The organism is Amycolatopsis sp. NPDC089917, from assembly GCF_040684635.1.
In the GTDB taxonomy this organism is placed as follows: domain Bacteria; phylum Actinomycetota; class Actinomycetes; order Mycobacteriales; family Pseudonocardiaceae; genus Amycolatopsis.
Window position 1 is genome coordinate 58,112 of sequence record NZ_JBFBGL010000041.1, and the last position, 15,413, is coordinate 73,524.

Here is a 15,413-nt window from a genome sequence, read left to right on the forward strand (position 1 = left end):
TTACACGAGTGCAACATGTCCAACCACGCGGCAGAGAGGCGGGGATCACAGTGAAGCCCAGTAGCTGGTTGGCCATCGCGGCGGCACTCGTGGCCGTCTTGCTGGTGCCACCGTTGCTCACCCCGGGCAGCGAAGCCGACGAGGGCTCGCAGATCCGGTCGATGCGGGTGCTCGTGCCCAACGCGCCCGGCGGCGGGTACGACATCACGGCCCGCACGGCGACCAAGGCGATGGAGGACGCGGACCTGCTCGGCAACGCGGAGGTGTTCAACCTCCCCGGCGCCGGCGGCACGGTCGGCCTCGGCCGCACGGTGGCCGAACGCGGCAACGGCAAACTCGTCATGTCGATGGGTCTCGGCGTCGTCGGCAGCGTGTTCACGAACAAGTCGCCGTCTTCGCTGCTCGACACCACGCCGGTGGCGAAGCTGATCGAAGAGTCGGACATCGTCGTGGTCGGCAAGGACTCGCCGTACAAGACGATCGGCCAGCTCATCTCGGCCTGGAAGGCCGATCCGGGCGCGGTCCAGGTCGGCGGCGGCTCGTCTCCCGGCGGCCCGGACCACCTGGCGCCGATGCTGATGGCGAAGGCGGTCGGGCTCGCCCCCAAGGCGGTCAACTACGTCCAGTTCGACGGCGGTGGCGAGCTGCTCGCGTCGGTTCTCGGCGGCAAGGTCGCGTTCGGTGTCTCGGGCGTCGGCGAATACCGCGACCAGATCGCGGCGGGCACGCTCCGGGTGCTGGCGGTGACCAGCGAGAAGCGCATCCCCGGGATCGACGCGCCGACGCTGTCGGAGTCCGGGGTGGACGTCAAGTTCACCAACTGGCGCGGAATCGTCGCGCCGCCCGGCATCAGCGAGGCGGACCGCGCGAAGCTGGTCGGCCTGTTCGATCGGCTGCAGAAGACGCCGCAGTGGCAGGAAGCCTTGCAGCGCAACGGATGGACCGAGGCCTTCGCGCCCGGGGAGCAATTCGGTTCGTTTCTCAAAGAGGAGAACACGCGAGTGGCAACGGTGCTGAAAGAGCTGGGTCTGGCATGACGACCACGTGGCTTAAGGAGCGCTCCGAACTCGGGGTGAGCGTGGTCCTCCTGGCGCTCGGCGTGCTGGTGCTCACCGACGCGCTGAGCATTCCCACCGACTTCGCCCAGCGCGGACCGGTGGGACCGAAGGCGGTGCCGATCCTGGTCGGCTCGCTGCTGCTGCTCGTCGCCGTGCTGCTGGCGCGCGACGTGCTGCGCGGCGGCAAGGGCGAGGCCGAGGGCGGCGAGGACATCGACCTCAGCGAGCCCGCCGACCTGCGCACGGTCCTGTTGCTGTGCGGCGCCTTCCTCGCCAACGCGGCGCTGATCGGCCTGGTCGGGTTCCCGATCTCGGGTGCGATCCTGTTCTGGGGCGCGGCGTACGCGCTCGGCAGCCGCAACCTGGTGCGCGACCCGCTGATCGCGGCGGGCATGTCGGTCGTGACCTTCCTGGTGTTCAACAACCTGCTCGGTGTCCCGCTCCCCGGTGGCCCGTTGATGGAGGTGCTCTGATGTTCCAGCAACTCATCGACGGGTTCGGCACCGCGCTGACGCCGACGCATATCGCGATGGCGGCGATCGGTGTCCTGCTCGGCACCGCGATCGGCGTGCTGCCGGGCATCGGCCCGGCCATGGCGGTGGCGCTGCTGCTCCCGGTGACCTACGGGCTGGAGCCCACCGGCGCGTTCATCATGTTCGCCGGCATCTACTACGGCGGGATGTTCGGCGGTTCGACGACGTCGATCCTGCTGAACACGCCGGGCGAGAGCGCGGCGGTGGTCGCGGCCATCGACGGCAACCCGATGGCCCGCAAGGGTCGTGGCGCGCAAGCGCTTGCGGCGGCGGCGATCGGGCACTTCGTCGGCGGCATCCTCGGCACGATCGCGCTGGTCGTGCTGGCCCCGGTGATCGCGAAGCACGCCGTCGACATCGGCGCGCCGGATCTGTTCGCGATCATGGTGCTGGCGTTCATCGCGGTCACCTCGGTGCTCGGCAGTTCCCGGATCCGCGGCGTGGCGTCGCTGCTGATCGGCCTCACCATCGGCCTGGTCGGCCTCGACGAGATGACCGGCCAGCAGCGGCTGACCTTCGGCTCGCTGCACCTGGCAGACGGCATCGACGTGGTGATCGTGGCGGTCGCGCTGTTCGCGGTCGGCGAGTCCCTGTGGGTCGCCGCGCACCTGCGGCGCAACGCGTTCAAACCGATCCCGGTCGGCAGGCCGTGGCTCTCGCGCGCCGATCTCAAGCGGACCTGGAAGCCGTGGCTGCGCGGGCCGCTCATCGGGTTCCCGTTCGGCGCGGTGCCCGCGGGCGGCGCGGAGATCCCGACTTTCCTCTCGTACGTCACGGAAAAGCGGCTCTCGAAGCACAAGGACGAGTTCGGCAAGGGCGCCATCGAAGGCGTCGCGGGTCCGGAAGCGACGTCGTCGGCCTCCGCCGCCGGGACTCTGGTCTCGATGCTGACGCTCGGCCTGCCGACCACCGCGGTCGCGGCCGTGATGCTCGCGGCGTTCCAGCAGTACGGCATCCAGCCGGGACCGCTGCTGTTCGAGCGGGAGTCGTCGCTGGTGTGGGGCCTGATCGCCTCGCTGTTCGTCGGCCTGACGTTGCTGCTGGTGCTGAACCTGCCGCTGGCGCCGCTGTGGGCGAAGCTGCTGCGGATCCCGCGGCCGTATCTCTACGCGGGGATCCTGTTCTTCGCCAGCGTCGGCGCGTACGCGGTCAACGCGGACATCTTCGATCTGCTGGTGATGTTCGTGATCGGCCTGATCGGGTTCGCGATGCGCCGCTACGGGCTGCCGGTGCTGCCGGCGATCATCGGCGTCATCCTCGGCCCGGCCGCCGAACAGCAGATGCGGCGCGCGCTGCAGCTGAGCGACGGCAGCCTGGCCGGGCTGGTCAACACCCCGTTCGCGATCGTGGTCTACGTGATCATCCTGCTGATCCTGTTCTTCCCGTTGATCAAGCGCTTCCTGCCTGACCGTCCCACCGCCACCGAGGCGGAGCCCAAGGACAAGGTGGACGCCTGACCAGCGGGAATCCGGCCCGGCCTCGACTGCCCCGAGGCCGGGCCTTCCCCTGTCCACGGATAACGAAAAGGTAACGGCGAGATCGCTTTTTGAACCGCCCTTCGTTCGGGACCGTTTCAGCCAACGCGGAGTCAGTGACACCGGCGCTGCCGGCGCCGCTCCCCCGGGCTTCGCGCAACGACACCGAACGAGGTGAACAAGTTCATGCCCCGTAACCCCAGAACCGCCGGACGTCATCGCATGGCACGCCGGACCAAGGTCGCCACGGGAGCCATCGCGCTCTCCCTCGCCGTCGGCGGGATCGTCGTGGTCAACACGACCGGGACCCCGGACGCGGCCAGGGCGGACAACGCGGACAAGTCGTTCTTCATCGACATCAAGAAGGTTCCCCGCGGTAGCAACGTCAACCTCGACCTCGCGAAACGAGGCGCCCGAGGGACGTTCACCGTGGACTGCGGCCGCAACGAGAACGGCCACTTCAACGGCGACAACTTCATCGCCCAACCCGGCGTCCGCAACGGAGCCGAGCACCTCCACGACTACGTCGGGAACCTTTCGACGAACGCGGATTCGAACAACAAGAGCCTGCTGCGCGCGGGCACCACCTGCAAGAACGGGGACAAGTCGGCCTACTTCTGGCCCGTCATCCGGATCAACACCGAGGAAGAGGAAGAAAACCAGGCGGCGAACGAGGACAAGCTCGCCGCCGACCGGGTCGACGCGGCCAAGGACGAGGCAGGCCCCCAGGTCGACTGCCCCGACGTCGCCAGCGAACTCAGTGACCTCAGCGACGTCCCGGACCAGGCCGAGCCCGCGGTCGACGAGAACCTCGACAAGCTCGACCAAGCGTCCGACAACGCGAACAACCAGCTGGCGCAAGGAAAACAGGCCGGCCAGGTGCTCGACGAGCTGAAGAACAAGCGGAAGCCGTCGATCAAGAAGCTCACCGACACCATGCGGCAGGCGGGCAAACAGGTCGCGAAGAACGACGACCAGCTCGCGGCCTGCGCGGTGAAACAGAACGGCGAGGGCGGCCTCGACAACGGCGGCGACAACAGCAATGTCAACGCCGCCGGCGACGTCGAGAAGAAGCAGTCCGACGGCAACGCCGCCGATCTGCCCGGTGTCGACGGGAACAACGAGATCGGCAACAACGAGGGCGAGATCCAGCGCCCCCAGAAGGTCGACCTGACCTTCACCAGCGGCGGCGCCCGCCGCGTGGTCGCGATGCCGAAGTTCCTGCGCGTGCTCTACGGCGACGCCAAGCAGAGCACCAACGGCCCGGCCAACGCCCGGCCCAGCTGGACCTGCAGCGGCTTCGAGGACCGGCTCACCGAGCTGTACCCGATCTGCCCGCAGGGCAGCAAGGTCACCCGGATCCACTCGTTCCCGAACTGCTGGGACGGGAAGAACACCGATAGCGCCAACCACCGCACGCACATCGTTTTCTCGGACCGCAACGGGAACTGCCCGCGCGGCTTCAAGAACGTGCCGCAGCTGCGGATCACGCTGGTGTACGACATCCCGCCGGACATCCAGACGGCCGGGCAGTACGCGGTCGACGCTTTCGCGCAGGAGAAACACAACCCGCGCTCCGACCACGACGACTTCGCGAACGTCATGTCGCAACGGCTGATGAACCAGCTGGTGAAGTGCGTCAACAGCGGGAAACGCTGCCGTTAACGGACGGAAGCGCGGAACGTCATGAAAGGGTCGTTCAGGACGTTTTTCGTCCTGAACGACCCTTTCATGACATTTCCTTGTGTATGTGGGGGGCGCGGCGGGGATGACCCGCGCCCCCCACCCCCGCGCCGGGGTCCGGTCCCTGGCCCGGCGTAGGGGTACCGGGCCAGAGACCGGCGAGCGATACGGTTTTCCCTCCCTGGAAACCGGACCGCCCGGTCCTTGGGGTGTCAGGCCGTCGTCGACAACCGGCTGACCCGGTTGAACACGAGCGGCACCGCGACGGCGGGGTTCAGCTCGGCGAGGACCGCCTCGGCGTCCAGGCCCGGCAGGTGGATCCACGCGCTGTCGGCGAAGTCCGGGGTCGTGACGCTGATCCTGGCGCAGCGCGCGGGCGGGACCAGCGCGACCCCGAACGGCTCGACCACGTTGCGCCACACCGATTGCGAGACGATCATCCCGGCGCCGAACTTGTCGCCCGTCGGATCGGACCGGCACCAGTAGCCGACGGCGTCGTTGAAGGTCGAGGCGCACAGCAACCGCGTCAGCGTGATGTACGTGCGGTGGTACCGGTGGTTGTCCGCCATCGGTCCCATGTGGACGGCCACCCGCGCCCGCATGGGGACGCGGGCGTAGCGGTTGCGGGTCCGGAGCAGATGGTCCAGGTGGAACACGACCTCGCAGAGCTGGCCGACGGCGTGGTCCGGATATGCGACCATCAGCCCGTCCCCGGTCTCCCGGAAGTGACGCGCTTCCCCCGGAGCGAGTCCCACCGCGTTGAACGAGCGGGACACCAGCGTTTCCATCTCGGTCTTCATCGGGTCCAGCAGGTCGTCACTGGCCTTGGACGAACCGACGATGTCGACGGAAAGCACGGCGTGGGTGTGCGCGTTGTATTGGCCTGAGGTCAGCACCTGCATCTCTGCGACCCCTCCCCTGATCGGTGAAAACTGGCGGCAGGAAGCAGTGTTCCCACTCCTCACCGGAAGTTCTGTTCGGAACCGAACAAAACCTGACCCCGCGCTGGTCAACGCCAGTGAGCTAAGTCACACCTTTTTCCGTGATCACGCGCAATGCCTCGCGATCGACAACGGTGATCGCACGGCGCGAACTGGCCACAACTCCCGCCTTCCGGAGCTTGTCCAGCGCCTGGGCGACCATGGTCCGCCCCATCGGGATGAACTGCGCGAGTTCGTCCTGGCTCAACGGGATCCCGATCCGCCAGCCGGCGGGTGTCCGGATGCCACAGACGTCGACGAGGTAGTCCAGCCGGGTCGCGACCCTGGCCACCGCCTGCGGTTTCCAGGACTGCGTGCGCTGCCGCTGGGCGAGCACGAACCGGCGGGCGACGCTGACGAGCACCTCCCGCATCGCCGCCGGATGGTCCAGCAGGAACCGGTTGAACTCGCTCGCCGCGATCCGCCGGACGTGCACCTCTTCGATGGCGACCACGTCGGCCATCCGGATACCGCCCGCGATCACCGCGATCTCACCGTGCAGATCGCCGGGCACGCCGACGTCGAGGATGACCGTCGCGCCCATCCGGTCGGCGCTGGTCACCTTCACATAGCCGTGCCGCAGCAACATGACGAAGTCGCCGGGTTCGCCCGCCCTCATCAGCGCCTGTCTGCTGTCGTAGGTCTGCGGGGTACCCATCTCCAGCAACCGGGCGCGGACCGGTTCGTCCAGCCTCTCCAGGAACGGACGTTCTCTCTCTTCGGCGCCCTCCGGGCCCAAACCCACGAAACACCCTCCCAGGCAGTCGTGAACACCTATCGCGGAGAGTAACCGAATCGGCCACCCGATCCGGCGGCGGAACCGTCGTGGGTGGTGAAGATGCCCAGCCGGACCAGTTCGGATCTGATCCACTCGGCCAACCGGTGCAACGGTCCGTCTTCGGCCTCGACGAAATAGCTGTCCACGATCTGGTGTCGCCTGTCGGCGTGCTTCGCCGCGTAAAGCAGCGCTGACCGTACCTCCGACACCTTGAGCGGAGCGACCTTTATTCCTGGAGCAGGCCGCACGGTGCTCTTGGCGGCCATCACCGCCAGCACGGCTTCCTCCAGGCTGAACCGGTGCTCCACCGGTACGACCACATGTTCCACGCCCTCGACAACCCGGCGCCCGATCAACGGCATACTGTCAGATCAGCATGACGCACGGCCGTAGTCTGTTCGGCACCGAACACTCACCCCGGTTCGACCGCCCCGATGGCGTCTTCGAGGGTTTCCCGGTACACCCGCATTCGCTGGACGAGCATCACCTGATCCGGGTTCTCGTCCCGCGCGTGTCTTTCCAGCTTCTCGGTGGTCTGCTTCACCGTGACCTGCAGTTCCACGACCTCGGGCGCGGTGTGGCCGCGGCGGTTTTCGAGTCTCGTCACCGCGCTCCGGAGCGCTCCCGAAAGCTCGGTTTCGCCCGGCTGCACCGTTTCGATGGCCGTCAGCGCCCGCCCGAGCAGGCTGTAGTGGTCGTAGCCGTCGGGTTCCGGCGCACGCTTTTGCCTGGCGGGCCTCGGCCGCCTGCCGTTCAGCACGAAGAACGCGGTCTCGGCCGGGAACAGCACGGCGAGCGCGGCGGCGGCGCCGAAGAGCCAGGCCTGCGGATGCGGATACGTCACCGCGCGGCCGATCAGCCCGGCGATCAGGCTGAGCATCACCGCGACGACGTGGAACGGACGGTTGTCGTGCTCGGCCATGTCAGAAGTTGCTGAAGACGTTGACGAACATCTTGTCGATGCTCTGCGGGTCGACGGCCTGGTAACTCCGGGCCTTGGACTTCAGCGCGATCTCGTCGAGCACCCGGCCGTCCGCCTGCGCGCCGTACGCCATGGTGAAGATCCGGACGGAGTTGTCGAGCCGCTGGGCGTCGACGGCCTGGAGCATCTGCTCCTTGCCCACCCCGGGTTCGGTGTTCTCGCCGTCGGTCAGGAAGACGACCGCGTTGATGAGGTTCGGGTCGAACTCGCGCCGCATCTTGTCGTTGGCGTCGACGACGGTCTTGTACAGCGCCGTATCGCCTTTCGGGGTCAGATTCTCGACCAGGTCGATCATCGGGCCGCGGACGTTCTTCACCTTGCCGATCGGCATCTTCTCCACCGGTCCGTCCGTCGAGAACGTCCACAGCCCGACCTCGTCTTCGGGATGCAGGTACTCGAGTTGTTTCTTGATCGCGGGCTTCAGCAGGTCGATCCGGCGCTCGGAGTACGGCTTGTCCTTGCGGTTCTTGTCGAACGGCTCGTTCATCGACCCGGAAAGATCCAGCACCAGCAGGATCCGGCCGCGCCGCTGCGTGTACTCCCAGCCGTCCAGCATCTTCTGGATCTGCTGCCCGGTGGGCATCCTGATGGGCCGGGGTTCGGCCCCCGCGGAGCGCACCCCTTCCGTCAGCTTCTCGTTCCCGCCGCCTTGCGGGTCGCGGAAGCCGAGATCGCGGAAACGGTCCTGTTGCGCCTGTTCCCGGAGGAAGTCGGCGAAGTCCTTGGCCGCCGCCCGCTGCTCCGGTGACGCCTTGGCCGTGGTGAGGAAGGGATGGTCGATCAGCACCGTCCCCTCGCTCGGGTGCACGGCGACCAGCGGCCGGTTCAGCGGGACGGGGTCGTCCTTCAGCTGTTTCGGATCACCGGTCGGCGCGCCGTGGTTGTAGAGGTAGACCATCTGCTCCTGCATCGCCATCGCGCTGATGTACGGCGTGGGCTTCCGGTCCTCGTCGTACAGCGTCTTCAGGAAGGCCACCGAGTCGTCGCTGTAGTAGGCGACCGACGCCTCGACACCGCGGACGAACTGCACGGCGTCCACGGCGTCGAGTTTGCCGTAGTCGCCGCCCGTCGCCGCGAAGTAGGTCGAGATCGTCGCGGCGAGCCCCGAGGTCGAGCGGCGCGGATTGTCCTTGCCCAGCGTGAAGTTCCCCCACTGCGCGTTCTTCGGGTCGACGCCGCCCCAGCCGCCCTTCCGGTTCACCTCGAGCACGTCCCGCCAGCCGATGCCCTTCGCCGGCCAGCCGAGTTCCTTGGCCATCGGCTCCGGCATCGCGAGCACCATCGGGCTCGTCGCGAGCGAGACCTTCGGGCCGTTCGCGATCAGATCCCCTTTGCCGCGCTGGCTCAGCAGATCGAGCCAGAGCGACGAACTCGGCAGCCAGACCTGGGGTTCGGGCTGGTGCTCGTCGACGTCGTTCCAGCCGTCGGCGATGAGGTCGAGCGCGGCGCCCGAGGTCTTCTTGTACGCCTCCACCTTCGCGCACCGGCCGCCGTCGAACGTCCGGCCGGTCTCGTTGTACCGCCCCGCGAGTTCGGCGATCAGGTCACCCTTTTCCGTGGACGAGCTGGCGACCAGCCGGACGCAGTCGGTCCTGGCCGCGTTCGAGGGCGCGGTGACCGTCGTCGCGAGCAGGACGATCACGAGTGTCCCGACGAACGCGCCGAAGACGAGCGAAAGCCAGCCTGATCTCCGCATTCCCGCCCTCTCCCCGTCGTAGCGGGCAAGTGTAGCTACGACATGGCTCCCGGTTCCGATTCCTCGGTCACCAGATCGTAGGTTTCGAAACTGAAGCGGGCGAGAGTGCCCACCCAATTCCGGTAAACCTGTAGATCATCGAAGGATTCGGCGTCTAGCCGCCATTCAGGTGGAAAGGCCTCGCGTACCGTTTCCCCGTCGGAAAGCGCGATGAAGGTGGACCGCGCGGACTCCGGATCGACCACCAGCAGCGTGAGCAGGACGAGCACCGCGCGATACGGGCCGCCGACGAACCGCGCCAGGTCCGCGTCGGGAATGCCGATGCGCACGAGCCGGTAAAGGTTGACCAGTTTCCGGATCTCGCGCGGGGTGTTCACTCTTTTACGCAGCACGTGGACGAAATCGCGTTCGACCTCGGTGAGCCGCAACCGATCCGGGCGCATGTTGTAGAACGTCGGCGGCGCCTTGTCCTCGACCAGGAACTCCTCCTGTTCGCCGCTTTCGCCGTGTTCGGGGGCATCTCCGTCTTCCGGCCGTTCTTCGTGCCCGTGCGACGCCGGGTCCCGTCCTTCGATCGGCATCAGGACGTCGATGAGTTCGTCCGCCGCGGCTCCCAATGGGCGCAGGGCGAACACGATCTGGAAGATCTTGTCGAGGTATTCGGTCCGCCCGGCTTCCCCCGCGCCGAACAGCTCTTCGTGGTGCTGGTCGAGGCAGCGCCGCAGCCATCTCGGATCGACGGCCACCACCACGACGAACGCGGGCAGGGCCAGCAGCAGGTGCACTGCGGCGAGCACCTCGATCACCTTCGACGGCGGGCAGCGGTCGAGGTCGTCGATGTAGAGCACGATCCGTTCCAGCGGCGGCTCGCCCTGGGCGCCCGCCAGCAGCCATTCCTTCCGCGCGTCCACCAGATCGGCGCTGAGGTCCGCGAGATCCTCCCGGACACGGGCGAAAACCCCTTGGTAATCGCCGTATCGACCGGCCTTCGCCTCTTCGATCAGGTCGCCGAGCCGGGTGGCCGCGTCCAGCCGCCGGAGCCGCTCCTCGGTTTCCCGGAGTTCGGTCTCGAACCGTTTGGCCCGTTTGCCGACGTCGCTCCGCAGTTTGTCCAATGTGGACTTGACCGGAGCGAGGGCGGCCCTGGCGGTGGTGAGCGCCGGGGTCAGCACGGCGCCGAGCGCGACGACGGCGCCCGCCGCGGCGAGGATCGCGTTGTGCCACAACGCCCACCCGGTGATCGCCGCGACGAGACCGAGCACACCGGAGATCGCGTAGCCCGCGACGGCCAGGCGACGCCGCCGTCGTTCGGCCCGGTCCACCCCGGACACCAGGAGCCGCCAGCGCCAGGTGAGCGGGGAAGCCGCTTTGACAGCCTGGAGACCAGCCAGCCGGGTCCGCAGCTCCTCGCGTTCGTGGCGGACCTCGTCGGCGTCCGCGTGCGTCCGGGGCGCGCCGAGGTTCCGGAACAGATGGTCCACCAGGCCGACCCACAGGTGATCGTCGTGGTATTGCCAGGCGTTGAACCGGATCTGCCGGATCTCGCCGGCGAACACACTGGTGACGGTGTCACCGCGAGACCGCCGGGCCAGTTCGGCCACCCTGTCGGTCACCTGCCGCACGAAGCTGGACTTGCCGGAACCCCAAGGGCCCAGCAGTGCGACGCACAGCGGCGGGCTGGTCTCGCGGTCGGCGATGACCGCGGCGAGGGTGCGCACGTCGTCCTGGAAGCCGATCAGGTCGATCGAGCTTTCGACGTCGGGCGTGATCCGCGGGCGCGCGCGTCCCGGTTTGGGCTCGACGAAACCGGTGCCGTCGATCTGATTGCCGAAGCGGTCCCACACCCGGATCGTGCGGTCGTCCCCGACCGTGACGATCTTCTCGTTGCCCGCCGTGCAGGCGATCGCGCGGACGTTTCCCCGGTGTCCCTTGAGGAGGGTGTACGCGGCCGGGTCGTCGATCGCGCGGACGCAGACCTCGCCGCCGGAACCGCCCGCGAACACCAGCCTGCCGTCGGGGCTGAAGGCCAGTGTCCGCACCACGCCGATGTGGCCGGGGAAGACGAGCGCCGGATCGCCTTCGCGCCCCCACAACCGGACAGTCTCGCCCTCACCGGACAGCACCCGCGCGCCGTCGGCCGAAACCGCGACCACGTGCACGGCGCCCGCGCCGCCGAACCGGTAGTGGGACACGACTTCCCGGTCCCATACGCGCACACCGCCGGTGTCGTCACCGGCGACGACGATCCGGCCGTCCGGGGTCACCGCGACCGATTCGACCTCCGGGCCACCGGTGCGGAGACCCCGCACGGTCACCCCGTCCAGCCGCCGGACTTCGACCACGCTTCCCGCACCGGACACGGCGAAATCGTCCGCCACCGCGACCGCGACGGTCCGTTTGGTGGTCTGGACCTCTGGCGAAGAGGCCAGGCGACCGGCGAGGCGCCAGCGCCGGACCGTCGCCCCATCGCAACCGACCACGTGCCTGCCCGAGATACCCACCGCGAGCACCGGCAGATCGTGGCCGTCCAGGGCGAACAGCTGTCCCCCGGTCTCCAGGTCCCAGACCCGGACCGTCTTGTCCGCACCCCCGGTGACCAGGCGATTCCCCTTCACCGCGACCGCGAGGATCGGTTCGTCGTGTCCGGTGAAACGCGCCGTCGTCATAACGGCACAGTCTCCCTGTCGCGTCAAGATCATGGTTAACGACAGGCGACTATCGGCGGGTACCCCGACAACCTTGACAGGTCCTAACATCACGCGGAGGCAACGGAGGATCACGCAGAGATTCCTCCTGCCGGAACAAAAGTGTCGACACTGCTCCGAAATTCCAGCACGCCTTAAACGCGAGGAGTTCAACGTGCTTCGACGTACCTTCGCCGCGGTGCTCACCGGCGCCGCGCTCTCCATCTCGGTGCTCTCGGCACCCTCCGCGGGTGCCGCCGGGATCATGGCGACCACCCTGACCTACGACGACAGCCAGGCCGCGGAGTTCAAGGACGCGGTGGCCGCCGGCATCAACGTCTGGAACACCAACGTCACCAACGTCCGGCTCGTGAAGGCGACGCCGGGGCAGCGGGTCAACATCCGGATCGTCGCCGACAACGGCTGGCCGCGCGCCACCCTCGGCCCGGTCCGCCCGAGCGGCACGGTCACCGTCTGGTACGGCAGGCAGGCCGTCCAGCAGGGCTACAACACGACCCGGATCGCCTCGCACGAACTGGGCCACAGCCTCGGTCTGCCCGACGTGAAGCCCGGGCCGTGCTCGTCGCTGATGTCCGGTTCGACCGGCGGCGTCAGCTGCGCCAACGTGAACCCGAACGCCCAGGAGAAGGCCCAGGTCCAGCGGAACTACGCCGGCACCGCCGTGCGGAACGCCGACGCGGGCAAGGTCCTCGCGGAAATCGGCTGATCCCGCGCCAGGGGGTGCCAGCCCGGCACCCCCTGGCCTGGGTGGGGTCTAGCTCGCCCTGATCGCCGCCGCCGGGCACAACTGCACGGCGTCGCCGACCTCGGCCGGTTCCGGATCCAGCAACCGGACCCGGCCGTCCTCTTCGTCCTGTCCGAACACCTCGGGCGCGGTCAGCACGCACATTCCGGCGCCCACACACCGTTCCCGGTCGACTTCGAGTCGCATCGCGATCAGTCCCACGCCACCGGGAGCGAGCAGACCCCGTAGATGTCGGACGTCGTCCGCAGCGGGACCTCGCCGGCCGGAACCGCAAGGCGCAGCGCCGGGAACCTCGCCAGCAGGCCGGTGAACGCGACCTTCATCTGGACCCGCGCGAGCTGCTGGCCGAGGCACTGGTGGACCCCGTGCCCGAAGGACAGGTGCCCGGCGGCCTTCCGTCCGATGTCGAGCCGGTCGGGATCGGGGAACTTCAGCGGATCGCGATTGGCGGCCAGCACCGAGATCGCGACCACCTCCCCCGCCCTGACGAGCTGCCCGCCGATCTCGACGTCTTCGAGCGCGGTGCGCCCGCCGGTGTGCGTGATCGCCAGGTAGCGCAGCAGTTCCTCGATGGCGCCCTCGATCCTCTCGGGATCCTCGCGCAGGAGGGCGACCTGGTCCGGGTTGCGCAGGAGCGCGAAGGTGCCCAGCCCCAGCATGTTGGCCGTGGTGTCCAAACCGGCCCCCAGCAACAGGAACGCGATGCTGGTGAGCTCCTCGTCGGTGAGTTCGGTCCGGGCGAGGTCGCCGAGGATGTCGTCGGTGGGCCCGGCCCGTTTGGCCACGACGAGCCGGTAGAGGTACTCCCCCAGCGCGTTCATGGCGGCTTCCTGTTCCGCGAGCGGAGCGTCCGGCATGTTCAGCGGCAGGACGTTGCGGCGGAAGAACTCGTGGTCCTCGTAGGGGACGCCGAGCAGCTCGCAGATCATCAGCGCCGGGATGGGCTGCGCGAAAGCCGTCACGAGATCGGCCGTCGTTCCCTGCCGTTCCATCGCGTCGAGGTGCTCCGCGACCACCTGCTCGACCCGTTCGGTGAGCATCCGCATCCGCCGGACGGTGAACTTGCCGGTGAGCAGCCTGCGGTAGCGGCCGTGTTCCGGGTCGTCCATCTTGATGAACATCCCCGGCGGCGCGGGCGGCGGCAGCACCATCGCGGCCGGTCCCGGCAGCGGTGAGTGCAGCAGCTCCTGTCGTGCGCTGAACCGCGGATCCGCGGCGACGTCCCGGACGATCGCGTGCCCCGTCGCGAGCCAGCCTTCGTGGCCGCTCGGGAACGTCAGCCGGACGAGCGGGTGCTCGTCACGCAGCGGGCCGAGTTCGGCGGGCGGGTCGAACGGGCAGCCTCGCGGCCGTTCGAGGGGAATCTCCGTGAGATGGGGTACCGAAGTCGTCATTGCTGGTTCCTCCCAGTTTCAGCGATACCCGAAGGCTACGTTGCATTTAAAGATCACTCAAAGTCCACGCCTGGTCATTTCCTCGTTATTGCTGGTAGCTTTCCGGAAATCGTTGCAACTATCGTGCCGATGAATGCAACGATTCGTTGCAATGATCTGCGAGTGAACGCACAGGGGGTGCCCATGCCGGGCGGCAGGCTGACGCAGGAGGACCGCCGGCTGATCGCGGCCTGGCTCAAGGACGGCCTCGGGTACGCGGAGATCGCCCGGCGGCTCGGGCGTCCGACGTCGACGATCAGCCGCGAGGTCGCGCGCAACAGCGGCCATTCCGGCTACCGCGCCGAAGAAGCGAGCCGGGTGACCGGGGAACGGGCGCGACGCCGTAAACCACCGCCGCGGGCCACCCCTGTCGTCGAAAGCGGGTACGGGCGGGACCCCGAGGCCGTGCGCGCCTTCGAAACCGACTTCGCCGAGATGATGGTGGCGACCGGACTGCCCCGGATGACCGCGCGGGTGCTCTCCTGTCTGGCCGTCAGCGACGACGGCGTCCTCAGCGCGGCCGAACTCGCCCGGCGGCTCCAGGTCAGCCCCGCCTCGATCTCGAACGCCGTCGCCTACCTCGAAACGCAGGCGATGCTCCGACGGGAACGGGACGGACGGCGGGAGCGATACGTCATCGACGAGGAGATGCCGCAACGCGTGTGGGCGGAGAGCCTCCGGGCGAATCAGGAATGGGCCAGGATCGCCCGCCGGGGCGCCGAGGTCTTCGGCGTCGCGACGCCCGCGGGCGCGCGCATGGACGACCTCTCCCGGTTCCACGCTCGGATCAACGAGGTCATGCTGGACGACCGGGTCGCCGTTTACGCCGGCGACGCGCTGACGGTGCTGGCCGCTCTGCTGCACGCCAGACGCGCGCTTTCCGTCTCAGCGCTCGCGTCGGCGCTGGGATGGTCGGAGGAGCGGGTGTCGGGGGCTTTGCGGGTGGTGGAGAAGCATCCGCACATCGCCGGTCCGGTGACGGTGGTTTTCGGTGGTTCCGAGTATCGGGCGGTTCCGTTGGTGGAAAGACTGACGGCGGCCCAGTTGGCTGGGTTGTCATGAGTGGTAAGGACGGTTCTCTTGAGAGGTAAGGCAAATGTGGCGCGGTGCTTCGCTCGCCTACCTGCCGACCTCGGATGTCGCGCCCCCGCCACCCCTGAGGACCGCAAGCTCCGAGGCGAAGGGGACTTTCCCCTCGTGAGATGAGCGGAAAGTTCCCTTCACCTCGCTCGCCGCCGCCGAGCACCGGTCCGTGAAGGCCTCCTTGAGGGACCCTGGGTCCCTCAAGGAGGCCTTCACGGACCTGGCACCGCAGCTACATCACGTCCCGAACGACCATCCGTTC

14 protein-coding genes are annotated in these 15,413 nt (G+C 68.1%); 6 read left to right on the forward strand and 8 right to left on the reverse strand.

From position 1 onward, the window contains the following. The first annotated feature begins 68 nt into the window (after positions 1-68). From AB0N89_RS27220 to AB0N89_RS27235, 4 genes are all read left to right on the forward strand, one after another. Entirely contained in the window at positions 69-1,037 is a 969-nt protein-coding gene (locus tag AB0N89_RS27220; RefSeq protein WP_364209702.1) for a tripartite tricarboxylate transporter substrate-binding protein, read from the forward strand. Continuing rightward, the gene (locus AB0N89_RS27225; RefSeq protein ID WP_364209664.1) at positions 1,034-1,531 is read left to right on the forward strand and encodes a tripartite tricarboxylate transporter TctB family protein; all 498 of its coding nucleotides are present in this window, start codon (positions 1,034-1,036) and stop codon (positions 1,529-1,531) included. Before AB0N89_RS27220 ends, AB0N89_RS27225 begins: the two co-directional genes overlap by 4 nt. After that, the gene (locus tag AB0N89_RS27230) at positions 1,531-3,048 is read left to right on the forward strand and encodes a tripartite tricarboxylate transporter permease (RefSeq protein ID WP_364209666.1); all 1,518 of its coding nucleotides are present in this window, start codon (positions 1,531-1,533) and stop codon (positions 3,046-3,048) included. The genes AB0N89_RS27225 and AB0N89_RS27230 overlap by 1 nt, the downstream gene beginning before the upstream one ends. 240 nt (positions 3,049-3,288) lie before the next feature. Beyond that, positions 3,289-4,731, forward strand: coding sequence for a DUF1996 domain-containing protein (locus AB0N89_RS27235; protein ID WP_364209669.1), 1,443 nt, complete (start codon positions 3,289-3,291; stop codon positions 4,729-4,731). A gap of 230 nt (positions 4,732-4,961) precedes the next feature. Here AB0N89_RS27235 and AB0N89_RS27240 read toward each other — a convergent pair whose 3' ends face one another. From AB0N89_RS27240 to AB0N89_RS27265, 6 genes are all read right to left on the reverse strand, one after another. Beyond that, complete coding sequence (locus tag AB0N89_RS27240; protein WP_191258187.1) at positions 4,962-5,651, reverse strand: hypothetical protein; 690 nt, start codon at positions 5,649-5,651, stop codon at positions 4,962-4,964. A gap of 121 nt (positions 5,652-5,772) precedes the next feature. Then, entirely contained in the window at positions 5,773-6,474 is a 702-nt protein-coding gene (locus tag AB0N89_RS27245) for a Crp/Fnr family transcriptional regulator (protein WP_005157733.1), read from the reverse strand. Positions 6,475-6,503: 29 nt separating this feature from the next. Beyond that, complete coding sequence (locus AB0N89_RS27250) at positions 6,504-6,869, reverse strand: hypothetical protein (RefSeq protein ID WP_007034234.1); 366 nt, start codon at positions 6,867-6,869, stop codon at positions 6,504-6,506. Between the two features lie 50 nt (positions 6,870-6,919). After that, positions 6,920-7,429, reverse strand: coding sequence for a hypothetical protein (locus tag AB0N89_RS27255; RefSeq protein ID WP_364209675.1), 510 nt, complete (start codon positions 7,427-7,429; stop codon positions 6,920-6,922). Between the two features lies 1 nt (position 7,430). Continuing rightward, positions 7,431-9,185, reverse strand: a complete 1,755-nt coding sequence (locus AB0N89_RS27260; protein WP_364209678.1) for a substrate-binding domain-containing protein — start codon at positions 9,183-9,185, stop codon at positions 7,431-7,433. Positions 9,186-9,220: 35 nt separating this feature from the next. Then, positions 9,221-11,851 carry a P-loop NTPase fold protein gene (locus tag AB0N89_RS27265; protein ID WP_364209681.1) on the reverse strand — a complete coding sequence of 877 codons (2,631 nt, stop codon included), beginning with the start codon at positions 11,849-11,851 and terminating at the stop codon, positions 9,221-9,223. A gap of 193 nt (positions 11,852-12,044) precedes the next feature. Between AB0N89_RS27265 and AB0N89_RS27270 the strand changes: the two genes are divergently transcribed. Continuing rightward, a complete protein-coding gene (locus AB0N89_RS27270; protein WP_364209684.1) occupies positions 12,045-12,596 on the forward strand; it encodes a snapalysin family zinc-dependent metalloprotease in 552 nt (183 codons plus the stop codon). A gap of 48 nt (positions 12,597-12,644) precedes the next feature. Here AB0N89_RS27270 and AB0N89_RS27275 read toward each other — a convergent pair whose 3' ends face one another. Continuing rightward, positions 12,645-12,821, reverse strand: coding sequence for a ferredoxin (locus tag AB0N89_RS27275; protein ID WP_364209687.1), 177 nt, complete (start codon positions 12,819-12,821; stop codon positions 12,645-12,647). Between the two features lie 5 nt (positions 12,822-12,826). After that, the gene (locus tag AB0N89_RS27280) at positions 12,827-14,029 is read right to left on the reverse strand and encodes a cytochrome P450 (protein ID WP_364209690.1); all 1,203 of its coding nucleotides are present in this window, start codon (positions 14,027-14,029) and stop codon (positions 12,827-12,829) included. 162 nt (positions 14,030-14,191) lie between these two features. Between AB0N89_RS27280 and AB0N89_RS27285 the strand changes: the two genes are divergently transcribed. Next, on the forward strand, positions 14,192-15,130 hold the full coding sequence (locus tag AB0N89_RS27285; RefSeq protein WP_364209693.1) for a helix-turn-helix domain-containing protein: 939 nt from the start codon (positions 14,192-14,194) through the stop codon (positions 15,128-15,130). Positions 15,131-15,413 lie beyond the last annotated feature (283 nt).

Coding starts and splice junctions, on each gene's coding strand:
- AB0N89_RS27255 (WP_364209675.1), bottom strand. CDS start 7,429: ATGGCCGAGCACGACAACCGTCCGTTCCACGTCGTCGCGGTGATGCTC.
- AB0N89_RS27235 (WP_364209669.1), top strand. CDS start 3,289: ATGGCACGCCGGACCAAGGTCGCCACGGGAGCCATCGCGCTCTCCCTC.
- AB0N89_RS27225 (WP_364209664.1), top strand. CDS start 1,034: ATGACGACCACGTGGCTTAAGGAGCGCTCCGAACTCGGGGTGAGCGTG.
- AB0N89_RS27275 (WP_364209687.1), bottom strand. CDS start 12,821: ATGCGACTCGAAGTCGACCGGGAACGGTGTGTGGGCGCCGGAATGTGC.
- AB0N89_RS27240 (WP_191258187.1), bottom strand. CDS start 5,651: ATGCAGGTGCTGACCTCAGGCCAATACAACGCGCACACCCACGCCGTG.
- AB0N89_RS27250 (WP_007034234.1), bottom strand. CDS start 6,869: ATGCCGTTGATCGGGCGCCGGGTTGTCGAGGGCGTGGAACATGTGGTC.
- AB0N89_RS27260 (WP_364209678.1), bottom strand. CDS start 9,185: ATGCGGAGATCAGGCTGGCTTTCGCTCGTCTTCGGCGCGTTCGTCGGG.
- AB0N89_RS27280 (WP_364209690.1), bottom strand. CDS start 14,029: ATGACGACTTCGGTACCCCATCTCACGGAGATTCCCCTCGAACGGCCG.
- AB0N89_RS27230 (WP_364209666.1), top strand. CDS start 1,531: ATGTTCCAGCAACTCATCGACGGGTTCGGCACCGCGCTGACGCCGACG.
- AB0N89_RS27265 (WP_364209681.1), bottom strand. CDS start 11,851: ATGACGACGGCGCGTTTCACCGGACACGACGAACCGATCCTCGCGGTC.